The sequence below is a fragment of the Gardnerella vaginalis genome (assembly GCF_040427915.1).
Lineage (GTDB): Bacteria > Actinomycetota > Actinomycetes > Actinomycetales > Bifidobacteriaceae > Bifidobacterium > Bifidobacterium vaginale_C.
This window is the reverse complement of sequence record NZ_JBETXJ010000002.1, coordinates 395,037-415,795: the sequence shown is the minus strand read 5'-3', so window position 1 is coordinate 415,795 and position 20,759 is coordinate 395,037. Positions and strand designations below refer to the sequence as shown.

20 protein-coding genes are annotated in these 20,759 nt (G+C 39.5%); 12 read left to right on the top strand and 8 right to left on the bottom strand.

What is annotated here, in order from left to right; all coding sequences use genetic code 11:
• Positions 1-572 precede the first annotated feature (572 nt).
• The 5 genes from ABVC65_RS01655 (at position 573) to ABVC65_RS01635 (ending at position 4,448) form a co-directional block, all read left to right on the top strand.
• Positions 573-1,475 (top strand): efflux RND transporter periplasmic adaptor subunit, encoded by a 903-nt coding sequence (locus tag ABVC65_RS01655; RefSeq protein WP_016824033.1) that lies wholly within the window; start codon positions 573-575, stop codon positions 1,473-1,475.
• Positions 1,472-2,182 (top strand): ABC transporter ATP-binding protein, encoded by a 711-nt coding sequence (locus tag ABVC65_RS01650; protein ID WP_016824030.1) that lies wholly within the window; start codon positions 1,472-1,474, stop codon positions 2,180-2,182. Before ABVC65_RS01655 ends, ABVC65_RS01650 begins: the two co-directional genes overlap by 4 nt.
• Positions 2,166-3,377 carry an ABC transporter permease gene (locus tag ABVC65_RS01645; RefSeq protein WP_353582452.1) on the top strand — a complete coding sequence of 404 codons (1,212 nt, stop codon included), beginning with the start codon at positions 2,166-2,168 and terminating at the stop codon, positions 3,375-3,377. Before ABVC65_RS01650 ends, ABVC65_RS01645 begins: the two co-directional genes overlap by 17 nt.
• Before the next feature lie 27 nt (positions 3,378-3,404).
• Positions 3,405-3,929 (top strand): hypothetical protein, encoded by a 525-nt coding sequence (locus ABVC65_RS01640; protein WP_353582451.1) that lies wholly within the window; start codon positions 3,405-3,407, stop codon positions 3,927-3,929.
• Between the two features lie 117 nt (positions 3,930-4,046).
• Positions 4,047-4,448 (top strand): XRE family transcriptional regulator, encoded by a 402-nt coding sequence (locus tag ABVC65_RS01635; protein ID WP_353582450.1) that lies wholly within the window; start codon positions 4,047-4,049, stop codon positions 4,446-4,448.
• Between the two features lie 181 nt (positions 4,449-4,629).
• Here ABVC65_RS01635 and ABVC65_RS01630 read toward each other — a convergent pair whose 3' ends face one another.
• The 5 genes from ABVC65_RS01630 to ABVC65_RS01610 form a co-directional block, all read right to left on the bottom strand.
• Positions 4,630-5,001 carry a hypothetical protein gene (locus tag ABVC65_RS01630; RefSeq protein ID WP_004112863.1) on the bottom strand — a complete coding sequence of 124 codons (372 nt, stop codon included), beginning with the start codon at positions 4,999-5,001 and terminating at the stop codon, positions 4,630-4,632.
• A gap of 161 nt (positions 5,002-5,162) precedes the next feature.
• Positions 5,163-6,323 carry a histidine kinase gene (locus tag ABVC65_RS01625; protein ID WP_353582449.1) on the bottom strand — a complete coding sequence of 387 codons (1,161 nt, stop codon included), beginning with the start codon at positions 6,321-6,323 and terminating at the stop codon, positions 5,163-5,165.
• Positions 6,320-6,991, bottom strand: a complete 672-nt coding sequence (locus ABVC65_RS01620; RefSeq protein WP_353582448.1) for a response regulator transcription factor — start codon at positions 6,989-6,991, stop codon at positions 6,320-6,322. The genes ABVC65_RS01625 and ABVC65_RS01620 overlap by 4 nt, the downstream gene beginning before the upstream one ends.
• 256 nt (positions 6,992-7,247) lie before the next feature.
• Positions 7,248-8,516: an MFS transporter gene (locus ABVC65_RS01615; RefSeq protein ID WP_353582447.1), complete on the bottom strand. Its 1,269-nt coding sequence runs from the start codon at positions 8,514-8,516 to the stop codon at positions 7,248-7,250.
• 401 nt (positions 8,517-8,917) lie between these two features.
• A complete protein-coding gene (locus tag ABVC65_RS01610) occupies positions 8,918-10,348 on the bottom strand; it encodes an ATP-binding protein (RefSeq protein ID WP_353582446.1) in 1,431 nt (476 codons plus the stop codon).
• 466 nt (positions 10,349-10,814) lie between these two features.
• Here ABVC65_RS01610 and ABVC65_RS01605 point away from each other — a divergent pair, with 466 nt between their 5' ends.
• The 6 genes from ABVC65_RS01605 to ABVC65_RS01580 all read left to right on the top strand — a co-directional run bounded on the left by ABVC65_RS01605 (position 10,815) and on the right by ABVC65_RS01580 (position 16,733).
• On the top strand, positions 10,815-10,940 hold the full coding sequence (locus tag ABVC65_RS01605; protein WP_004123084.1) for a hypothetical protein: 126 nt from the start codon (positions 10,815-10,817) through the stop codon (positions 10,938-10,940).
• A gap of 207 nt (positions 10,941-11,147) precedes the next feature.
• Complete coding sequence (locus ABVC65_RS01600) at positions 11,148-12,419, top strand: ABC transporter substrate-binding protein (protein WP_004123085.1); 1,272 nt, start codon at positions 11,148-11,150, stop codon at positions 12,417-12,419.
• An 84-nt stretch (positions 12,420-12,503) separates the two neighbouring features.
• Complete coding sequence (locus ABVC65_RS01595; protein WP_004112884.1) at positions 12,504-13,409, top strand: carbohydrate ABC transporter permease; 906 nt, start codon at positions 12,504-12,506, stop codon at positions 13,407-13,409.
• Positions 13,409-14,230 carry a carbohydrate ABC transporter permease gene (locus tag ABVC65_RS01590; RefSeq protein WP_004112888.1) on the top strand — a complete coding sequence of 274 codons (822 nt, stop codon included), beginning with the start codon at positions 13,409-13,411 and terminating at the stop codon, positions 14,228-14,230. Before ABVC65_RS01595 ends, ABVC65_RS01590 begins: the two co-directional genes overlap by 1 nt.
• A gap of 32 nt (positions 14,231-14,262) precedes the next feature.
• The gene (locus ABVC65_RS01585; RefSeq protein WP_004112890.1) at positions 14,263-15,639 is read left to right on the top strand and encodes a glycoside hydrolase family 13 protein; all 1,377 of its coding nucleotides are present in this window, start codon (positions 14,263-14,265) and stop codon (positions 15,637-15,639) included.
• 32 nt (positions 15,640-15,671) lie between these two features.
• Positions 15,672-16,733, top strand: coding sequence for a LacI family DNA-binding transcriptional regulator (locus ABVC65_RS01580; protein WP_004123088.1), 1,062 nt, complete (start codon positions 15,672-15,674; stop codon positions 16,731-16,733).
• Positions 16,734-16,879: 146 nt separating this feature from the next.
• Here ABVC65_RS01580 and ABVC65_RS01575 read toward each other — a convergent pair whose 3' ends face one another.
• Positions 16,880-18,406 carry an aminotransferase class I/II-fold pyridoxal phosphate-dependent enzyme gene (locus ABVC65_RS01575; RefSeq protein ID WP_353582445.1) on the bottom strand — a complete coding sequence of 509 codons (1,527 nt, stop codon included), beginning with the start codon at positions 18,404-18,406 and terminating at the stop codon, positions 16,880-16,882.
• A gap of 437 nt (positions 18,407-18,843) precedes the next feature.
• On the opposite strand from ABVC65_RS01575, the gene ABVC65_RS01570 reads away from it, so the two are divergent.
• Positions 18,844-19,110 (top strand): hypothetical protein, encoded by a 267-nt coding sequence (locus tag ABVC65_RS01570; protein WP_004138399.1) that lies wholly within the window; start codon positions 18,844-18,846, stop codon positions 19,108-19,110.
• A 48-nt stretch (positions 19,111-19,158) separates the two neighbouring features.
• On the opposite strand, the gene ABVC65_RS01565 is transcribed toward ABVC65_RS01570, so the two are convergent.
• Both ABVC65_RS01565 and ABVC65_RS01560 read right to left on the bottom strand, forming a co-directional pair.
• Positions 19,159-19,971 carry a nitroreductase family protein gene (locus ABVC65_RS01565; protein WP_353582444.1) on the bottom strand — a complete coding sequence of 271 codons (813 nt, stop codon included), beginning with the start codon at positions 19,969-19,971 and terminating at the stop codon, positions 19,159-19,161.
• Between the two features lie 88 nt (positions 19,972-20,059).
• Complete coding sequence (locus tag ABVC65_RS01560) at positions 20,060-20,632, bottom strand: hypothetical protein (protein WP_353582443.1); 573 nt, start codon at positions 20,630-20,632, stop codon at positions 20,060-20,062.
• Between the last annotated feature and the right edge of the window lie 127 nt (positions 20,633-20,759).

Sequence of the window (20,759 nt, the reverse complement as noted above, 5' to 3'; positions counted from 1 at the left end):
GTGCGATTGTACTTGATTTACGACGTGTTATTCCTCACGGCTTATTAGTAGCCCTGCGCTCCGACATGCCAGAGCGCTTAAAGCGTAGTGCGAAAGATATTTCCTTACTTATTGTTGCGCGAGGTTTGAGTATTTCTCTCCTCGCAAGTCCCGTCGCTACGCTCCTCTTTTATTGCTCGTAGAGAAATACATCAAACCTTCTGAATATCTAGGACTTTTGCGTGGTTTTTATCACCGAGATTCTCGATTTTTCTTCTTCATTCGATGAATCACCATCAAAGATGCTGAGGTTCATCTCATTCAGTGCGAAAAATCTCGAATCTCTACCTATCATTCTCTGGTATTACACAAGCTTCAAGAATCATAAATAAAAATCATCATTTAGTGTGATGCAAACTCTTTACGGCGATTATAGGCTATTAACCAAAAGCTGAAATTCTAAATAAAGTGGTAATCATAAAAGCGTTAATTGCAGTATTACCGAGACCTTTATTTATTTTGGATTAGTTTGAGAGGCTTGTTTCGACGCATTCTATGCGTTTACGAGTTTGGTGAGTAAGGAGCTTTGTGTTATGCGTAAGTTTACGAAAGTATTCTTGTTAGCTGCTCTGCCAGCGTGTTTGCTTACTGCATGCGCTGGTAGAGCAGTTGATGATAGTCAACAGCAGGTATCACATGATTCAGTCCCACTTGTTTCAGTCAAAAAACAGCCTTTAACACAAGTTGTGTCGGGTAAAGCAACAATAGAACAATCGTCTACCTTTGTTATCGGTGCTATATGTAGGGGGAATTTTTCTCCATCGGTAAAGGCAGGAAGTGCTGTAAAAGCTGGAAGTATTTTAGGTTACAATGCTGGTAACAAGATTATTGCTCCCGTAGACGCGAAAGTTGTGTCAGTAGCTGAATCATCTGCGGACATGCCTAAATCTTTCCCGCTATTCACTCTTCAATATGAAGGTTTTTCAATAAGCCTTAACGCAAAAGCTTTACTTCGTTCTGCAGATATTGCAGATGTTAAAGGTCGCTTTCAAGTTGAAGATGGTGTTGGGCCAACCAATTGTTTGCAAATAGTACAAAGCGGTGGAAGTTCTACCGATGTTTCAGCCTCGGGTAGTAGCAAGAATGATAATGCTGATTCAACTCAAACAGATGAGTCGAGTATGCAAAGTACACCCAGTGTATCGTCAAAAGTTTTAACGTGTTTAATAGATAAAAGCACAGAAGTAGAATCAGGCCAAAATGCGACGCTTGTTTTTAATGGCAAGCATAAACAATCGGTTCTAACTCTGCCTGTTAGTGCGGTTTCTGGAAGAGTTCAAAAAGGCTTAGTCTCATACAAGAAAGGCGATAATTGGGAGCGTAAAGAAGTTGGTCTTGGAATCAGTGACGGCGCTAATATTGAAATTACGTCTGGCTTGCATGAGGGTGATGTTGTAGCAGGTGTTTCTCCTAATCTCATTCCAGGAGCGCAATGATTATGGGAGACAATCCTGTTCCACTGGTTGAACTACAAGACGTGTCAGCGCGTGTAAAACTAGGCAATGGCGAATGGCTTACCACTGTCAACTCTGCTTCTATGATACTTAACCAAGGTGAAACATACGCGGTAGTTGGCAGGTCTGGATCTGGCAAAACGAGTCTTATTTCTATTATTGGATTTTTGAATAAAAATTTTACTGGAAAATACTATTATTCTGGCAAGTCAATCCAAAAGTGTAGTGATACTACAGTATCGCATATGCGCGCTCGAAATATTGGTTTTGTTTTCCAAAACTATTCGCTTATTAAGCATTTAAGTATTAGAGAAAATGTTGAGTTGCCGCTTTTGTATGCAGGACTACAACAAAGCAAGCAGACAAGAAGAAAAACGATAGAAGAAGCATTATGTGCTGTTGGATTGCAAGATAAACTAAACGAATACCCTGGAAGGCTATCAGGCGGTGAACAGCAGAGAGTCGCAATAGCGCGTGCTCTCGTCACTAATCCCGAATTACTTATTTGCGATGAGCCAACTGGTGCTCTTGATAGTAGTACGGGAGAAAAAGTGCTTCAAGTGTTGCATGATCGTGTTCAAGAATCTGGAACAACATTACTATTAGTCACTCATGATATGAAAGTGGCTCGTTCTTGCTCTCACATTTTTACTATGGAAGGCGGTGTTCTTTATGATCATGCTGTTTAAAGATTTGCGCCTGTCTCCTATGAGATCCTTCCTCACAGGTTTTTCAATGTTTATTGGCATCGTTGCTGTTATTGCGTCAGTGCTTATCGGCACGGTTGGTAAGGACTATCTTATTGCAACTAACGAACAACTAAACGGTCGTAGACCAACATACGAGATTACTTTTTCAGCACAAAATTTTGACGAATATTCAGTATTTAACAAATTCTTAAATCGCATTGAATCCGCAAACCGTAACGCTAACGTTATGCTACAACCAAACACTGGACTACTGTTTAGCGCTTCTATGCCAGTCTCGAATAGTGTAAAAATAAGCAAAGAATATAAGACCAGCAATCTTCAATATGTTGACGCTGTTTACACTACGGCAGGATACAACAAAGTTTATAACTTACCTATTGTAAGTGGAAGATGGTTTAGTAATAGCGCTAAAAACAACGCATTAGAAATGGTAGTAAACCAATCTGCTAGCAAAAGATACAAGATTGGTGAAGTAGCATTTATTACTTCTCGCAAAACAACACAAATGAGTCCTATAAGGATTGTTGGAGTTGTGAACGATGGCGTAGACTCGGCAAAAGTATACGTGAATATTCTAGGCTTGTTACGTTATGCTCCAACTCTTTGGGAATATTCTGAAAAAGAAGCTCAAGGCTCAATCTACTGGTTGAATAAAGAAAATCGTTCTCAAAAATCAATTAAATCTTATGTTTCAGATGCTCTTTATGACTGTTGTGGTGGGCAAGTAAACGAAATTAGAAGACATGATAATAGTGATAATTACGAGAATGTGATAACAGTATTGCAATTAAGTTTTGCTATCGTAGCAGCATTATTGCTTTTTGTTTCAGCGTTAGGTTTAATCAATATTGGTTTAGCATCGTTGGAACAGCGCACACATGAACTGCTTATACGCAGAGCTTTAGGTGCTACTAGATGGTCGATTGCTTCACTCGTGTTAGGCAGTGCGATTATTTTAGCGTTGATAGTTTCTATTGCTGCCGTCGCTGTTTCTTTTGGTCTTGTGTCTATAGCATCAAGTTTTTGGGATGCAGCAAGCCCAGTTAGTCCGCCAGTTTACCCATATGAAGCCGCTATTGAAGCTGTTATTTCGGCTTTTATCACAGCACTTGCTGGAAGTGTGGTGCCGGCAATAAAAGCATCGCGCTTACAACCAGCATTAGCATTGCGTTAATTTTCAAAAAATAAGAAAGAAGGAATAATGAATAATCATACTATTGATAAAGCAACTCTTATTATTGGTGTGCTTAGTGCGCTTCTTATGTTTAATGCGTGTGGAGGAGTAGGCAACAATAATGCGAGCGGTATGGATGGCGCGCGCTCGCAAAATAGTTCGCCTAGAGAGATTGTTGATTTTGCTCATATAGAGAAGGAATATCAGGAATCTGTGGCAAAGCTTAGTTGGCCTAAAAAATATAAAGCTCCTGCAAACTTGGTTGGAGAAGAAAAAGACGGTCAGTTCCAGAGTGGATATGGCGATACGCAAGCATCTAATTATTATCAGTGTGCTTGGGAACGGCAATGGCTAGACACGTATGCTAGTGATGAGCAAGCGGCGAGTAAAGCTTTGCGTGAGCTTGAAAAAGTGCCTAGTATGCCGTTTATGGGTCCAGACCGTTGTGATGATGCAACGCGAAACTTTTTCAAAGAGCACATGCGCAAAGCAAAACTGGGAGATCCATCAGGATTCCAACAGGATGTGCAAACTAATTGTCCTGTGATGTAATTGCATTTGTATAGCTTTATTGTGCTGATTTTGTATGCAATGCCTATTTATTGAATTGATAAATAGGCATATACTTATACGTTTGAAGCGAAAAGAGTTGGAGAAAAGACTTAATCAATGAGTGCTACTGAGCATGATAATGCAACGACTTGTTTACAAATGGTGACCGTTATAGCTCGCAGATGCGATGGCTGGTGGGCTATAGAAGTGTCAGAAATACCAGGATTATTTACTCAAGTACGTAGACTTGATCAGGTTGCAGCAATGGTAAAAGACGCTGCTGCAACTTTAAATGTTAAAGTCAATGGCGTGAAAGTAACTCCGAAACTTAGTGAACAAGATGAGCTTATGCTTCAGCGCATGCTAGATGCAAAATCTGCAGCTATAAAAACTCAAGAAGAAGCGTCTATGCTTATGCGTGAAACGGTTCGCATACTAAGGAATCAGGGATTGACGGTTCGTGATGTTGCAGAGCTTACTGGGGTTACTCCGCAGAGAATAAGTTTGCTTAAAGCTTAGTAACTTAATGCAATATGGTTGAGATTATGTGCAAATAAATTGTTCAGTAACGTATAAACTCTATGCAAAATAAACCATTAACAGATAAATAGTCAAAGGCCAAGCCGTAGGATACATGGCTACAGCTTGACCTTTGAAAATTGTGATATGTTTTTATATTAAAATTCGCAGTCTAATGCTTTTACTTATTTTTGGCTATGCCAAGAGCTTTTGAACTTTCATCCTTATCAAGGCCTATAAATAGAAGCACAATTATACCAATAATCAGCGGAACATAACCGTATCCAGATCCGTGGATTATGCCGAATATTTCCATAAGCCCATTTGCTATTACAGCTAGTGAGGATACGATAAAATATAGTTGCGCGCACCACGGTTTTTTAATGAGAAACATGGTTGCAAGGCCAAATAATCCAGCGATAATTTGAGGCACTCCCCATAGATAATCATTACGCATTACAATCAGCGCAATTCCGCTAGCAAGAAATACGCCATTGGCTATTGTCCAAAATACGGACGGAATTTGTGCTTTTGTATCTTCTAAATTACTCATATTCTTCTCCTTCTAATACAAGAAAATAATTGTGTATATCAAACCTTTACAATTTATAAATTAATGGCGTGCTAAAAGGTAAACAATATCTTGTCTAGGAAAACCTTTACAAATAATTACTAACTAAAACTACTCAAGATTCATTAATCTTTTAAACTGAATCAGTAAAGTATACTATTTATATGGTTATGTTCATTTTTTAAAGGGATAACTGCATTACATTCCCAATACTTGCCAAAGGCTCGAAAATAAAGTGAACCGCCTAAATGCTTTAGGGTATCGCGATGAATCAGAAGCCCTTTTTGAGATACTGCGCGAATCGCATCTTTACTTTTCTCGCCCAAAAATCGGACATTAAACTGTTTTATAACAATTTGTTTTTCGCGTATCGAAATTCTGATGTAATAAACTAAAGAAGCATATTTTCGCATGTTCAAATATAGCTCTTCGATTAATTCAATAACTTCACAGATGATTTCATCTCTAATGTCTTCAGGAATATCGTTACTAGATATATTGCATATGGATCTTCCTTTTAATCCACATGATTCATTGATTGAGTCGTTCATTTGTAGCGTATCTTCAATGCGCTGAATGAACTCGCTTCGAGCATCATGCTTAGCAGTATTTCCACGTAGAATGTCGATAATATTATGACCTTCTTCAAAAGCCTGATCTGCCAAATCATTTATTTCTTCAATAGCTTCTCGTTGCTTTTTAGAAATAGACTTGTCAAGTAATGCTATTTTACTTTGTAGTGCAATATCTGCAATCTTATTAGTTAATTTATCGTGCATTCGCACAGCCAAATTAAGATTATTAATTGTTTGCTTGTCTTTTTCATAAAGAACCATTTTTTGGTGATAAATGCGCAAAATAATACCAGTGCAAACGCAAAATATATTTATTAAAAGGTAAGCAATAAGATACTTGAAAGACAAAGTTGATAGGTATCGGTATGCAACGTAGTGTAATGCATCTAGTACTAAGAATAAAGGTAATGTAAATTGAATCGGATATAAATACGAAATAAAAACAAATGATATGATGAGCCCGAAAGTTACTGGTGGAAGATTCAGACTAGGAATAACAAGAATGCTGAGGTGCACAAAAATATAGCACATGCTCATAAAATGCGGGAGCAAGCAAAGGAACAGATTCATAGCAGCAAGAATCATGTAAACTATAACAAGTTGTATTGTGCTATTGTCGCTATTTGAGTAAATATATGCATCCATTGCGCTCGACAAACATCCCAATAGTAAAAATGTTTTATTGTCAATAAGCTTTTCTCGCAAACGACGCATTAAGAAAATAATCATTGTGTATCATTTCCTAAATATTCATCATGCAGCCATGTGGTAATAAGTTGTGAACGATTTGTCACATTCAACTTTTTGAACACGCGACGAAGGATAGTTTCCACAGTACAAGTTTCAACAAATAAACGTTTAGCGATTTGCGCATTGGTCATGCCTTTACTGCACAACTTTACAATTTCAGTCTCATGATCCGTTAAAGCAAGGCGTCCCTTTTTTGGCTTATTTTGCAAACGTTGAAATGCTGTCATCGTGTCGTCAAAATGAAGATCACCTATTATTTGCGGCTTGAACGCTCCCTGGATAATACTGCTGAGCATGGCGCAAATAGTTTCGGGGTGGTTTTTCCCAACAATGCCTTGCGCGCCTGCTGCCGATGCTTTTAAGGCATAATCGTTGATAGGAAATGAAGTTATAGCAATTATTATTGGGAGCGAGTGTCTTCTTCGCAATTCGTATAATATTTTAATTCCCGAGACCCCAGACATATACATGTCAATTAGCAGCACGTCTGGGCATTGATTTTGACAAAACTGAATTGCTTGATCGGCACATGTTGACAACCAGCAAATATTGCAGGACGGAACAACCTGTTCAATATATGTTTTTAGGCCGTGTAGACAAAAACAATCATCGTCGACAATGCCAACAGTAATATGCTTTGCTATCATACTGCTCCTTTAGAAAAGCATTATTTAAGTAATAATAGTACTTGAATTTGTATGATGAATATCTTGTCTAGGAAAACCCTTACAAAGGGAATCTTATAAAGGTAGGCGCTGAGAGCTTATGGGGGTTACTCCGCAGCGAATAAGTTCGCTCAAATCTTAGTAACTTAATGCAATATGGTTGAGGCTTGACGATGATGAGTGAAGAATGCCATGTGCATTTGTATGGCTTTATTGCGTTTTTGCACTAAATAGCTTGTTATATGCTTCTTTTTACCCATGTTGATGGTGCCCAATAATCTTTGGTAAGCATTGATGGGTATGTTTGTTTACGAGTTTGAATAATCCATAAGGCTATACCTGTTGAAACAAGTATTACACCAGCTGCAATCATTATGAATAATGATGAATTTAGATTTCCCCATGCTAGTACGCTTGCATACCCCACGATAATGCCGCATTGCTCCATAATAGAAGTAAAAGTAGTAGTCGCGCCGAGAATGCGTGTCGGTATGCCGTCGAGAAGAGCTGTTTGCCCATAGACAATAGTGGCGTCAAAAATAATACCTGCAATGAAAGCAGAGCAAAGAAAAAGAGCAATCCAATTATTAAGTGCGAAAATAAGTAAAGGAATAGAAAGGAATCCAGGTAATAAAATAGAGTATAAAATCTCATAATGCAGCACAATATATTTGCATAATAGCGAACCTACAATCATGCCAATGTTAAATATGCTGACTATTGACCCCCAAGTGGATGCCGAATGAAAAAGCGTGAGACAATGGTGTGCTCCCATTAGTCTGAATGCAGCAAGCCATGATCCCGATTGTAATGCTGATACTACTCCTAAGACTATTAACCATGGTGTAGATCTCATATAGTGTAGAGAAGCTGCAAAACCAGCAGTTTTATTGCTTCCTGTTCCTGTTTTCGTATTGTTTGCGCTATTTTGTGCTTGCTGGTTTAGATTAACTAACAGTAGAGGTAGCGCCGCTAATATCATCACAATAGCAATGCTCGTAAAGAAAATGAGCGGATTGCATATATCAACAAATATGCCAGTGATTGCAGGTGCAGCAAGCCTGCTGAGATTAATCCACATGCGCATGCTTGCTAAAAATTTGGTTTTTTCGCCAGTAGGTACGCTATACGCCATCAATACTTTTTGATTAGGTGAAGAAAATGCAGTAAAGAACCCGAATATTATGCCGAGTAGCGTAACCATAATAGCAATAAGATTATGCTGTGCTACTAAAGCGAAACCATATCCAGCACACAACAAGGCAAAACAGAACGTTAGCGCTATAAACAATCTAGTTGGTGGATATTTATCTGCGATAATGCCGCCAAGCGGTGCTGCTATGCAGGTCATAAGCGCTACCGATACCGCGTTAAGCGCTGCGTGAGATAAGTCGACATGCATTAAAAGATATAGACTCACGCCAAATCTACAGCTTGTTAAAAGAAAAGCATTAAGCGATAAAACGGCAATAATAAGAGTTGTGCGAATTCGTGCCGCAGCGTTCATTTCCTTCTCTTTTTTTTTCTTTCATGTTATGAATGTCTTTCATATTCTGAATGATATATGCCTATTGATATACACCTTTTTCTGGACTGCGAGTGAAATTAGTGTTTTATTGCTGTGTTTTACTCTTAACTACTCTTAACTACTCTTAACTACTCTTAACTACTCTTAACTGTGCTGAGCCTTACTCTTGTATAGCTTTGTTGGGTTTTTGCTGTGTTTGTTACTGTGTTTTACTCTTAACTACTCTTAACTACTCTTAACTACTCTTAACTGTGCTGAGCCCTACTCTTGTATAGCTTTGTTGGGTTTTATTTGTGTTTATTGCGGTGTTTTACTCCGAACTACTCCGAACTACTCCGAACTACTCTTAACTACTCTTAACTGTTTTCCCTGTGCTTGATTTAATCTTTTATGCGCGCATAATATTGCTTAGGGTCAAGTTTAGAGTTTCCATGCCACAGTAGAGCGTGTTTATTAGCAAGTCCACGTAATAATTTTCGCGCTGTAGCTTCACTCATATTAATAAGATTTGCAGCTGTTTTTACGGTAACTCGATCATTGCTATATGAATATGCGAGAATTTTTCGCTCATTCTCATTGAACTCGCCATTATTTAGTTTTTCCTCTAACTCATTTATATGATCGTCCATACGCATTTGACGCGAAGCATAGTTATTTTCTAACGTCAGCAATAAAGAGTAAGGATTTGGCTGGCTGTATTGAGGATCATTGAGATAAAATTCCGCCATTTCCTCATAAATTCTATTAATTCCTTCATTGAGTTCTCGAACCCAGCCGAAGTTAACTAATGCGCGAGCAATACGAGGATTCCTAGCGTAGCGCGTATGTCGCATATTCTCTAATGTTACAATATCTGGCAAGGAACCAGGACTGAATATCTCGAATCGATCGTCAAACATGCTGACGCGAATGTAATCGCCTCTTAATGAATAATCGCGATGTGCTACGGCGTTAACAATTCCTTCAAACCAGGCAAATTCTGGATATTCTGGTACGACTTTGAATCTTCCATCGTTTCCAAGATATTCAAATTCGCGCAATTGCGCTCGTATAGCTGTTTGTGATTGGCGAATAATTGTTGGAATCGGTCCGTCAAAGGTTTGATCTTTAACAATATTCATTCGTGCGCCAGTCTCACGGTGGGTTCCTTCATATCGCAAGAATCTCAGACGAGCTTGTGGGAAATAATAGCTTGGATTTTTGCCAAACATTAGAATTGATGCGGTAGTTAGTTGACCTTGATGCATAAATCCGCGAGCTTCTAATACTTGCTGATTGGGTAAATGTTCGCAATTAAGTTGTTTTTTATATTCATTCAACAGTTGTTCATCAAGATCTGCCAGGTTAGCATCTGGAATTAGATTATCCTCGAATAATCTTTCACCTTTAGCATACTCTAATTGCTTAATTTGAGAGTAATTTTGTTTGACGCTTTTATCTCCAATTCTTAAATAAACTTCTTCACTTCGATTTTTAATAAGTCTATTCTTTGAACAATCGATATGAATGATAAATAATGCATTTTTGCCATCTTCGGATTCATAGTCTAACTTACTGTAATCGATTGAAGGCTGACCAATGATATCTTGTTGGATTGCTAGTTCGTATTCGTCTAAAGAATGTGCCTCCGTATAATTTGTGCCAGTTAATTTGCCATTATCCTCGATGCCGATAGCTAATGTGCCTCCGTCTGCGTTAGCAAAGGCAATGACGTGTTTTAGTATATCTTTAGGCTTTATGCGAGCACTTTTGCGATCAAAATACTGACCTTCTTTCAGGTCTTTAATCTCTTCAATCTTGTACTCTTCCATTGTTCCGCCTTAAATATCGAAGCATTACTGCGCGATTTTTATACGAATAATTCTTGTGATTACTATATCAAAAGAAGGATATAGAGAATGTTATTCTTTCAAGGATTTGACTGGAATGACATATGAGTAAATTAAGAGTATTTATAGCGCGCTATTAAGTACATTGTTGTTTTACTCCGAACTACTCCGAACTACTCCGAAGTGTTCTGAGCCCTACTCTTGTATAGCTTTGTTGGGTTTTATTTGTGTTTATTGCGGTGTTTTACTCCGAAGTACTCCGAAGTACTCTTAACTACTCCGAAATGTACTTACTTTTGCGCTTTGTTGTTTGTGTCGTGATTTGCATCGCTGCGGCTTGCAGGCGCGGCAAGTAGATAACATGTAATTTTTAAGGGATTGACGTTTGTTTAACAATGTAGTAAATTGATTTACAAGAGTTTAGCATTGCAGTTCAAAGGAGACTGAAATGGAGAGAATACCTAAAGGTAAAAAGTTCCAATTTAAGGCATTGCTTGACGACAAACAGTGGGCATCTAAAGATAATGTCTTCGGAGTTGGAGGGGAGGAGGTGGAAGCAAGCGTGCATTTTTAATTTGGTGTTTTCTGTGAACATGATATGTAGATTCCTATGATCCAGTGTTTGCGGCAATTAAAAACTGTTTGCTTGTTATGTAGTCATACAACAAAGAATAAAAAAACTATGAGTTTGTTTTCTGATGCTTTAGAGAATAGTTCGTCATCCATTTTCTAAATGCAAAATGAGTGCAAGTTAACATATGCAGATAAAAAGAAGGTTACAATGAAGAAACTTACAAAAATATGTGCACTGATTGGTGCTGCTGCAATGATTATTAGCGTAAGTGCATGCGGTAGTGCAAAATCGTCTGACGCTAATGGTGCGACATCACTTACCATTTGGCATTATTGGGATGGTGCTAATGCCGATACCTTTGATGCAATGGTGAAGGATTTTAATGCTTCGCATAAAAATATTAAGATTAAGACTGCGAGCGTCCCGAATTCTGATTTTATGACGAAGCTTCGTGCATCGGCTTCGTCGAAGAGCTTGCCGGATATTTCCATAAGTGATTTGGTTTGGGTGCCACAGATTGCAAAAATGGGCAATTTGACTGATCTTTCTAAGGTTATCAGCTCGAAAACGCTCGATGATGTGACTCCTGCATTGATTGACTATGGTCATATTGACGGCAAACAAGTTTCTGTGCCAGTTACTGCCAATAATCTTGCGTACATGTACAACAAGGACGTTTATAAAGAAGCTGGGTTAGATCCTAACAAACCACCACAAACATGGGATGAGTTGAAGAAAGTTGCCAAGACAATCAAGGAAAAGACAGGCAAGCCAGGGTATGATTTGCTTACTCAAGCAGGAGATAACGGCGAAGGTTTAACTTGGAACTTCCAGGTCAACTTGTGGCAAGCTGGCGGCGAATTCTTGACGAAGGATAATTCTAAGGCTGCATTCAATACGCCAGAAGGCAAGAAGGCTATGAACTTCTGGATGGATCTTATAAAGAGCGGCGTGAGCCCATATGCTAAGTGGGGCGAATTTGAAAAGGGCAAGGGTGGTTCTGCTCAGGAAGGTAGCTGGATGGTTGGCATCTGGGCGCCAGATCCACCATTTGATTTCGGTGTAGCGAAAGCTCCTCATCCAAAGGATGGCAAGGAAGCAACTAATCTCGGTGGTGAACAAGCAATCGTCTTCCATAATTCTGATGCTCGTGCCAAGGCTGCTGGCGAATTCTTGAACTGGTTCTTACAGCCAGAACAGGTGATTAAGTGGTCGCAAAAGACTGGCATGCTTCCTGTAACGAAGAGTGTTGCAAAGTCTGATAAGTATTTGGATTGGGTTAAGAAGGAACAGCCTCGTTTAATTCCGTTTGTGGAACAAATGGATATTGCTCATACGCGTCCAAATACTCCATTGTATCCAAAGATTTCCTTCGAATTTGCAAAGGCTGTGGAGAAGGCTTTCGCTGGAGAGCAGAGTGTTGACGAAGCGCTTGCGAATGCTGAAAAGGCAGTAAACGACGTGATTGCCAAAGGCTGATCGCACAAATACTGTGCCGATAGCTGGGTCGAATGAAATAAAGTTGGCTCAGCTATCGGAGTTCTTTGCATCAAGGAGTATGTAATGAAAAAACGTCATTTTCTCAAGTCTGCGCACAGGCACTACCAGAAAGATCAGGTAATTTGTGCTGCGGTATTCTTGTTGCCAGCAGTGCTTATTATTGGTGGTTTCGTGCTGTACCCTGTGTTGTCTGCTGTATATATTTCACTAACATCGTGGGATGGGTTCTCTCCAGAAAAGAAATTTATTGGCTTGGGAAACTATGCTCGTCTTTTCCAAGATCCTGAGTTTTTCAACAGCTTAATGGTAACAATTATTTATGCTGCTGGTGTATGTGTATTAAGTGTGCTGACTGGATTGTTGCTCGCGCTTTTGCTTGATGCGCCTATACGAGGTAGGAGTATTTATCGTAGTATTTACTTCCTTCCAGTGGTTACATCTTCTGTGGCTGCAGCTATTGTGTGGAAATATATGCTCGATCCTTCTGGATTCGTGAACAGTGTGTTGATGAAATTCAATATACACGGACCAGATTGGTTACAAAATCGCTGGCTTGCGCTTATTGCATTAATTCTTTTGACCGTGTGGAAAAATATTGGTTTTAACGCTATTTTGTATTTAACTGCGTTACAAGCATTGCCAAAAAGCGTGTATGAAGCGGCTGCATTAGATGGAGCTACTGGGTGGCAAAAATTATGGAAGATTACTTTCCCATTGCTGTCTCCAATGACGTTTTTTGTAGTAGTTCAGGCATTGGTAACGAGCTTCCAATCTTTCGACCTTGCATACATGCTCACGGGTGGCGGTCCTCGCGGAGGCACGGAAGTGCTTGGCATGATGATGTATCGTGATGCGTTCAAGCTCGGTGATTTTGGCTATGGAACAGCAATAGCGTTCATTACGCTTGCGCTAGTGCTAGGCGTGACGATGATTCAATGGAAAGTTTCTGGAGCACAAGGAGAAGAATAATGAAGTCATCATTATGGTCGCGTTTGGCGCGTCATGCGATTCTGATTTTAGGTTCAGCAACAGTAATCATTCCATTTTTGTGGATGTTCACTACTTCTTTGCAAATGCGTGCTGAAACATACACGAATACTTCAATTTTTCCTACATCATGGCATTGGGAAAACTATATTCACGCTTGGCAAGCGGCGCCGTTTGCGCAATATTATTGGAATACGCTATTGATGACGGTAGGAATTGTTGTAGGACATTTAATATTTGATGCCTTTGCCGCCTACGCTTTTGCGCGATTAGAATTTCCTTTGAAGAAAACAATATTCATTCTGCTGCTTTCTGCATTGATGATTCCTAATTTTGTGATTGTTATTCCGTCTTATGAGATAGTCGCTAATTTAGGATGGGTCGATACGCTGTATGCTTTGATTGTTCCTAGGCTTGCAGATGTGTTTGGCATTATTTTACTTCGCCAATATTTTGCAACAATTCCTCGAGAGCTTGATGAGGCAGCGCGCATTGATGGTTGTGGCAGGTTTGGAATATTCTTCAAAGTAATCGTTCCATTGTCGTCCCCAGCGTTTGCGACGCTTGGTATTTTTAGTTTTCTCTTTGCGTGGAATGATTTCCTTTGGCCGTTATTGGTTACGAATACGGATGAAACTCGTACAATTCAGATTGGTTTAGCATCCTTCGTAGGGCGTTACGGAACCTCTTGGAATTATTTGATGGCAGGAACTTTGACTGCAACAATACCAAGTATTATTGTGTTCCTTTTCTTCCAACGTGCGCTTGTTAGAGGAATTGCCAATACTGGTATGAAAGATTAGAAATTGTAGAAATATTAGGGATGGGGTTTATTATGTCTATACCACAGTGGTTGCCTGATGCAAGATTTTATCAGATTTTTCCTGATCGTTTCCATCGTTGTGAAGGCTACGGTATGCTAACTGAAGGTCATGTGCCGCTTGATCCATGGGATGCTGAGCCTACGCGTGAGAATTTCTTAGGTGGTAATATTGCTGGAATTACAGAAAAACTTGATTATATTCATGATTTAGGTTGCAACGCGCTCTATTTGAATCCAATTTTTTCTGCTGCAACAAATCATCGTTATGACGCAAACGATTATTTTAAAATCGATCCACTTTTAGGAACTCTTGAAGATTTCCATACATTGGTAGATGAAGCGCATAAGCGGAATATACGTATAGTACTAGATGCAGTTTTAAATCATTGTGGTAAAACTCATTGGATGTTTCAAGATGTTGTTAAAAATGAAGAGAATTCAGAATATGTTAATTATTTTTCAGTGAAAAACTTTCCAGTTAAGTCATTGCCTGTGCCTAATTATAAAACCTGTTCTGGTTGTGAATATCTACCGAAGTGGAATGTGTTTAATCCAAAGGTGCGTGAGCATCATTTTAATGTTGCGAGATATTGGATTGATCAAGGTATCGACGGTTATCGTCTTGACGTTCCATATTTTATTTATCCAGAATTTTGGCAGGATTTTAGGCAAGTTGTTAAAGAAAAAAATTCAGAATTATGTTTGATAGCTGAAGAATGGAGAGACCCTGCTCAATGGCTGCAAGGAGACACTACCGATAGCACAATGAATTATACTCTGCGTGATTTAGTTTTAGGTTTTACTGCGACAAAGCGATTCAATGCATACGATTTTGTTAACGGTATTAACCGTTTGCAGGAGCGCATACCGTATGGATATCACCATGGGATGATGAATTTGTTGGGTAGTCACGATACTGAGCGTGTTTTAACTGCGCACCAAAATAATACTGAGGATTGCATAACTGCCTACTGTTGCATGTTTGCCTGCGAAGGTGCTCCTATGATTTATTACGGTGATGAACTTGGTATGGTTGGCGATAATGATCCAGGGTGCCGTTCTGGCATGCAGTGGGATAGTCTTGATACAAATGCTGAAATATTCCGTACAATTGTTCAATTAAATGCATTGCGGCGTGATCATATTGCGTTGCGAAGAGGTACTCAAAGTTGTTACGCTGTTGATGGAGATACTGTCATTATTTCGCGAGAGCATAAGGAAGAATCTCTTTTGATGATTATTTCACGTAGTAATTTAGTAGAGTATAATTCATCGAAGCTACCTCAACAATTGCAAAATCATAATTGGCGAATTATAAATGGTGTAACTGTTGGAGATAGTTGGCGCCACAATAAAGATAATTCTATGATCGTATTGCAAGCTCAATAGTAAAAATAATGTAGAAGTAAGAAGTGTGAAGCATGGGAAAGAAAATTACAATGCAGGATATTGCTGATGCAGCGCGTGTCTCTAAATCTGCTGTCTCCTTTGCGTATAATACTCCTGATCGCTTATCGTCAGAAACTGTAGAACACATATTTTCAGTTGCAAAGGAACTAGGATATGTGCGTAATCCTGTTGCTTATATGCTGCGAACTCAAAAGACAAATAGTTTGGGATTGTTACTACCACAGCAATTAGGGCGAGTGTTAGAAAACCCATACTATTCAGAATTTATTCAGGGTATTGGGCAAATCTGTGAGCGAGAGGGATTGACGCTTCTTTTAGTGCCTCCACTTCGTAATTCTATGTTAAAAGCAATTCCTTATGCTGCCGTTGACGGTTTTATAGTAACTGGTTTAGAAGAAGATCGTGGTGAAGTTGAAGCTCTTATGCAGCAAGGAAAGCCATTTGTGATTGTTGACAGTGAAGTACATAGCCAGGCTCCGAGTATCAATATTGATGAGTCGCGCGCTATGAAAGAACTAACTGAGCATCTTATTTCATTGGGCCATCGCAATTTTGTGGTGATTTCTCCAGAATCAGGCAATGATGATGGGTATCTTTCTTGGCATGGAACAATTCGTCGCCGTATTGATGGTGTGATTTCTGCTTTAGAAGAGAATGGAATAGCCCCACTGGTCGATAAGAAAAATGTTATTGAGGTGCCATGTACTCGTACTGGAGGAGAAGAAGCTTTTGCACAAATAACTAAACAAAATAATTCTGTATTTCCAACTGCGTTCATCTGCTTTAGTGATGTTATTGCATTTGGAGTAATGGATGCTGCTAGACAGTCTGGTTTACAAATCCCACGTGATATTTCTGTTACAGGCTTTGACGACCTAGATGAGTCTGCATGTAGTAATCCACCGTTGACAACAGTTAAACAGCCTGTTACAACTAAAGGACGTTTAGCTGCTGAATATATAGTAGAGACTTTGAATGCTGGGTATGAACGAGCATCATCTCGTCACGTATGTCTACCTATTACTGTGCTGCTGCGTGAGTCAATTGGCCCAGCAGCATCTATACGAGAATAGGCTGCGTAGTAAATACTTTGATTCCTTCCTCCTATGAAAAATATAGTGCCACGTTAAGTTTTTTTAGCGTGGCACTATGTGCATAATTTTTGTAATATGACCAGAATTAATAATAATTTTTTTGTTTATATAAAAATTATTTTTTTTTACTGGCGATAGTAGGAGAGGAAGCTGGAGAGTTTGCCCATTGCGTCGCGAAGCGTTTGCAAGCGCGGCAAGTAGACTACGCGGAAGTAGCCTGGAGTCTGCCAATTAAAGCCTTTGCCGTGCACAATCAGCAATTTCTGATCGCGTAGCAAATCAAGAGCAAACTGTTCGTCGTCGTGAATGTTGTATCGACTTGGATCGAGCTTTACAAACATGTAGAAAGCAGCGTCTGGTCGTTCAACGCTTACGCCATCCATCTCTTGAAGCGCGTTATAGCAATACTCGCGCTGCTCATACACGCGTCCGCCTGGCTCCAAATACTTCTCAACGCTCTGGTATCCACCCAAAGCAGTCTGAATAATCGACTGCGCAGGAACGTTCGAGCACAAGCGCATATTAGACAGCATGTTAAGTCCCATAATGTAGTCGCGAGCCTTGGACTTATCTCCCGAAAGACTCATCCAGCCGATGCGGAAGCCAGCAATCATATGCGACTTAGAAAGTCCGCTGAAAGTTACGCAGAATACGTCTGGAGCAAGAGAAGCAATCGAAATATGCTTCTTGCCGTCCATAACAAGACGGTCGTAAATCTCGTCCGCAAAAATAATCAAATTAAACTCGCGTGCAATCTTAACAATCTCTTCCAAAACTTCGCGACTATACAGCACACCCGTAGGATTATTTGGGTTAATAATCACGATTGCTTTAGTGCGAGGAGTGATTTTAGAGCGAATATCGGCAATATCTGGGTACCAATGCGACTTTTCGTCACACATGTAGTGCACAGGAGTGCCGCCAGCCAAGCTCGCGCACGCAGTCCACAACGGATAGTCTGGGCTTGGAATAAGAATCTCGTCGCCGCAATCAAGAAGCGCTTGCATAGAAAGATTAATCAGCTCGGAAACACCGTTGCCAGTGTAAATATCCTCCATTTGCACGCCTGGAATGCCCTTAAGCTGATCGTATTGCATAATCGCCTTGCGCGCAGAGAAAAGTCCGCGACTGTCCGAGTAGCCTTCGCAGTCAATAAGCTGCTGCTGCATGTCGTAAATCACTTCGTCTGGAGCGCGGAAACCAAAAGGCGCAGGATTCCCAATATTGAGCTTTAAAATATGCGTTCCATTTGCTTCCATGCGGTTTGCTTCTTCTACAACTGGGCCACGAACGTCGTAAAGCACGTGCTCAAGTTTGGTGGATTTGTTGAAAGATCTATGTTTGAGTGTTTGGGAAAGTTGTTCTTCTGTGAGCTGTGGCTGACTTAATTGTGATTCTTCTGCAGGCTGGCAGTTTTGCGCGACTTTTGCGCACGAATGGCCGCCTTTGATTCCGTCGCCGTTAATTCCAAGAATTTGTGCAAGCATATCTCGCACGTCTTTGCGTGGCTCAGTTTTGCCGCTTAAATATTGACTTAGTTGACTTTTGCCAAGCTTATGACCATTTTTTGCTGCAAGCGCGATTACATCAATCTGCTTATATCCCTTGATCTTCATGGCCTTTTTAAGGTCGTTTGCAAAATTCTGTGCCATAATCCGTCTTTCTCATAGAAGCTTATAAAATCAGCATTCTTAAATTGAACAAACTTACAACAAAGTTCAAAATAGAAGCTATAAATTGAACTTTGAGGCGATTAAAAGACAATTTTACGCATAAAAAAGCATTTTGCAAGCCTAAAATTGAATTTATTTTGAATTTTGGCTGAATAATAATTAAGACTTGAACTAAAAGACATTAAATTGAACTTATTTTGATTTGCTGTAATATGATTTTGCGCAATTCACAATCTTGTAGTGCGTTTGTAGCACCGCTCGAACGTATAATCCGCGCGAGTACTCCTCCCGCGTTTGTTTACCGAATTGGCTATTGCGACAACAAATGCAGGAAGAAGCTGCTGACGTTGTGCCAAAAATGGGTCAAATTTGGTACATTTTTGGCAAATAATTGCGCAGTTTGTTGCGGTGATACTATGGGTTACATGTATTTCTTTACTCCGCGCAGATGTGAATCTACCCAAAAAATAATGTATGCCAATAAAGGGCAGGCTCTTATGGCAGCGGATAAAAGCCTTAGAGAGCGCGGAGCGAGATTATGGGTTTATAAATGCGATTATTGCGGAAGTTGGCATTTAACGCATTCAAATCCTGCAATTCGTAAGTATTGCGATATGCGCTCGCGGTTTGAAACAACCAAACCTAAGTCTAGAAAACGCGGGTATAAGCCGCGTCTTCGTTAAAGAATTAACGCTAAAAAATTAACGCTAAAAAATCAGTAAATCAGTAAATCAGTACTTAAAAGTAAATCCTTGCGCATTAAGCTGCGATTCGCAACTATGGTTTTTGGCTCCAGAATCTACAGCAAGCTTTGTGATTTGTGAGCTGAACGCGTCTACTGGTTTGCTGGCATTTCGCAAATCGTAGTATTTATGCACTCTTTCGTCGAATTCGGCAAGTTTTTCAAGCAAAACTTCATCGCTGCTAGGATATTCATTTTCAAAGAATTGCATGCTCGAATCCATACGAGGTTTTAGTTCTGGGGACTGGTCTGGCATTCCAATCGCAAGCCCAAGTACTGGATACGTGTATTTTGGCAACTTCAAAAGTTCAATTAAATCGGGTATATTGTTCAAAATTGAACCAAGAATTACGCATCCAAGTCCAAGCGATTCCGCGGCTGTTTCCATAGCGTGTAGTGCAAGAATTGCGTCATTTCGTGATTGTGAGAACCTGTATCCTGTTTTAAGCGTAAAGTCGTTTCCGTTTGCATCAATGCCATTTTTGCGCGCTATAGCAGCATTTCTGTGCTGGTCAATAATAAAAACATACAGAAGTGGTGCTGTGGCTATATAAGTTTGATTTCCAAGCTCGGAAAGCTTTTTCTTAAGGCTTACGCTTGTGATTTTAATCGCGGACCAATCGTTTAAAAACTGACTGCATGCTGCTCTTTGCGCCGCTGCTTCAAGAGTCTTGACAATTTGTGGGTCAATCGGCTCGTTTTTAAAAGCGCGTATAGATCTGCGATTAAGAAGTGTTTGAATTGTTTTATTTTCTTCAATCTGTTCGTTGTCTTGATCGTTATTTTGCTGCAACTCTGTCATTTTATTTCCTTAAAATTATGCTATTTAAAAATATTTATAATATTAAATTATTTAAAATACCTTGTTTTTTAATACTTTGTTTTTCTTGTTATTTTCTGCGACTTTGCCTTTTATTAATCGCAGATAGTACCGCGCGATTTGTGTATCTACCAGCAACTGTTGTTAAGATTGCGCTAAAAATCGCCAGTCCGATGCTCATTAGTAAAGAATCTTCTTGTTTATTGTCTTTATTGATTTCTTTATAGTCTTCTCTATTTACGTCTTTATTTTTACTGCTTTTATTTTTTCTGTATTTCTCAAATTGTTTATTTTGCGCGATTTTGTGCATTTTATTGTTTTTTACGTAATGCTTCCATACGATTTCTGCGACTTTACCTACGACCATTGTAACGATTGCAGGAATTGCAGATTTTGCAATCATATCTAACAAAGTGTCAGGATTTTTAAGTCTTTTTTGTTTTAACGCAATAGCTTTATCGCTAACCCTGTTTAAACGCTTAATTGTAAGATTTGACGCGCTGCGAGTTGCTATGCGAGACGTATTATGAGTCGCACTATAATCTGCATGCGCGTTGGAAGATTCGGTATAAAATTGACCAGAAGAGTCTTGTCGTGAATCGTGCTGCGAATCATATCGTGAATCATTTTGGGTTAACGTCATATTTTTATGTTAATGGTAGCGAAATACCAATTAGTAATTGACATGTAAAAGTGTTATAAAAGTGTTATAAAAGCGAGCGAACATGGCAGTGGAGCCAGTTTGTATGTAATGGGTTTAGATTTGCGCT

Coding starts and splice junctions, on each gene's coding strand:
- ABVC65_RS01620 (WP_353582448.1), bottom strand. CDS start 6,991: ATGATAGCAAAGCATATTACTGTTGGCATTGTCGACGATGATTGTTTT.
- ABVC65_RS01650 (WP_016824030.1), top strand. CDS start 1,472: ATGATTATGGGAGACAATCCTGTTCCACTGGTTGAACTACAAGACGTG.
- ABVC65_RS01585 (WP_004112890.1), top strand. CDS start 14,263: ATGTCTATACCACAGTGGTTGCCTGATGCAAGATTTTATCAGATTTTT.
- ABVC65_RS01605 (WP_004123084.1), top strand. CDS start 10,815: ATGGAGAGAATACCTAAAGGTAAAAAGTTCCAATTTAAGGCATTGCTT.
- ABVC65_RS01640 (WP_353582451.1), top strand. CDS start 3,405: ATGAATAATCATACTATTGATAAAGCAACTCTTATTATTGGTGTGCTT.
- ABVC65_RS01645 (WP_353582452.1), top strand. CDS start 2,166: ATGATCATGCTGTTTAAAGATTTGCGCCTGTCTCCTATGAGATCCTTC.
- ABVC65_RS01635 (WP_353582450.1), top strand. CDS start 4,047: ATGAGTGCTACTGAGCATGATAATGCAACGACTTGTTTACAAATGGTG.
- ABVC65_RS01615 (WP_353582447.1), bottom strand. CDS start 8,516: ATGAACGCTGCGGCACGAATTCGCACAACTCTTATTATTGCCGTTTTA.
- ABVC65_RS01570 (WP_004138399.1), top strand. CDS start 18,844: ATGGGTTACATGTATTTCTTTACTCCGCGCAGATGTGAATCTACCCAA.
- ABVC65_RS01575 (WP_353582445.1), bottom strand. CDS start 18,406: ATGGCACAGAATTTTGCAAACGACCTTAAAAAGGCCATGAAGATCAAG.
- ABVC65_RS01580 (WP_004123088.1), top strand. CDS start 15,672: ATGGGAAAGAAAATTACAATGCAGGATATTGCTGATGCAGCGCGTGTC.
- ABVC65_RS01610 (WP_353582446.1), bottom strand. CDS start 10,348: ATGGAAGAGTACAAGATTGAAGAGATTAAAGACCTGAAAGAAGGTCAG.
- ABVC65_RS01630 (WP_004112863.1), bottom strand. CDS start 5,001: ATGAGTAATTTAGAAGATACAAAAGCACAAATTCCGTCCGTATTTTGG.
- ABVC65_RS01595 (WP_004112884.1), top strand. CDS start 12,504: ATGAAAAAACGTCATTTTCTCAAGTCTGCGCACAGGCACTACCAGAAA.
- ABVC65_RS01590 (WP_004112888.1), top strand. CDS start 13,409: ATGAAGTCATCATTATGGTCGCGTTTGGCGCGTCATGCGATTCTGATT.
- ABVC65_RS01655 (WP_016824033.1), top strand. CDS start 573: ATGCGTAAGTTTACGAAAGTATTCTTGTTAGCTGCTCTGCCAGCGTGT.
- ABVC65_RS01565 (WP_353582444.1), bottom strand. CDS start 19,971: ATGACAGAGTTGCAGCAAAATAACGATCAAGACAACGAACAGATTGAA.
- ABVC65_RS01600 (WP_004123085.1), top strand. CDS start 11,148: ATGAAGAAACTTACAAAAATATGTGCACTGATTGGTGCTGCTGCAATG.
- ABVC65_RS01560 (WP_353582443.1), bottom strand. CDS start 20,632: ATGACGTTAACCCAAAATGATTCACGATATGATTCGCAGCACGATTCA.
- ABVC65_RS01625 (WP_353582449.1), bottom strand. CDS start 6,323: ATGATTATTTTCTTAATGCGTCGTTTGCGAGAAAAGCTTATTGACAAT.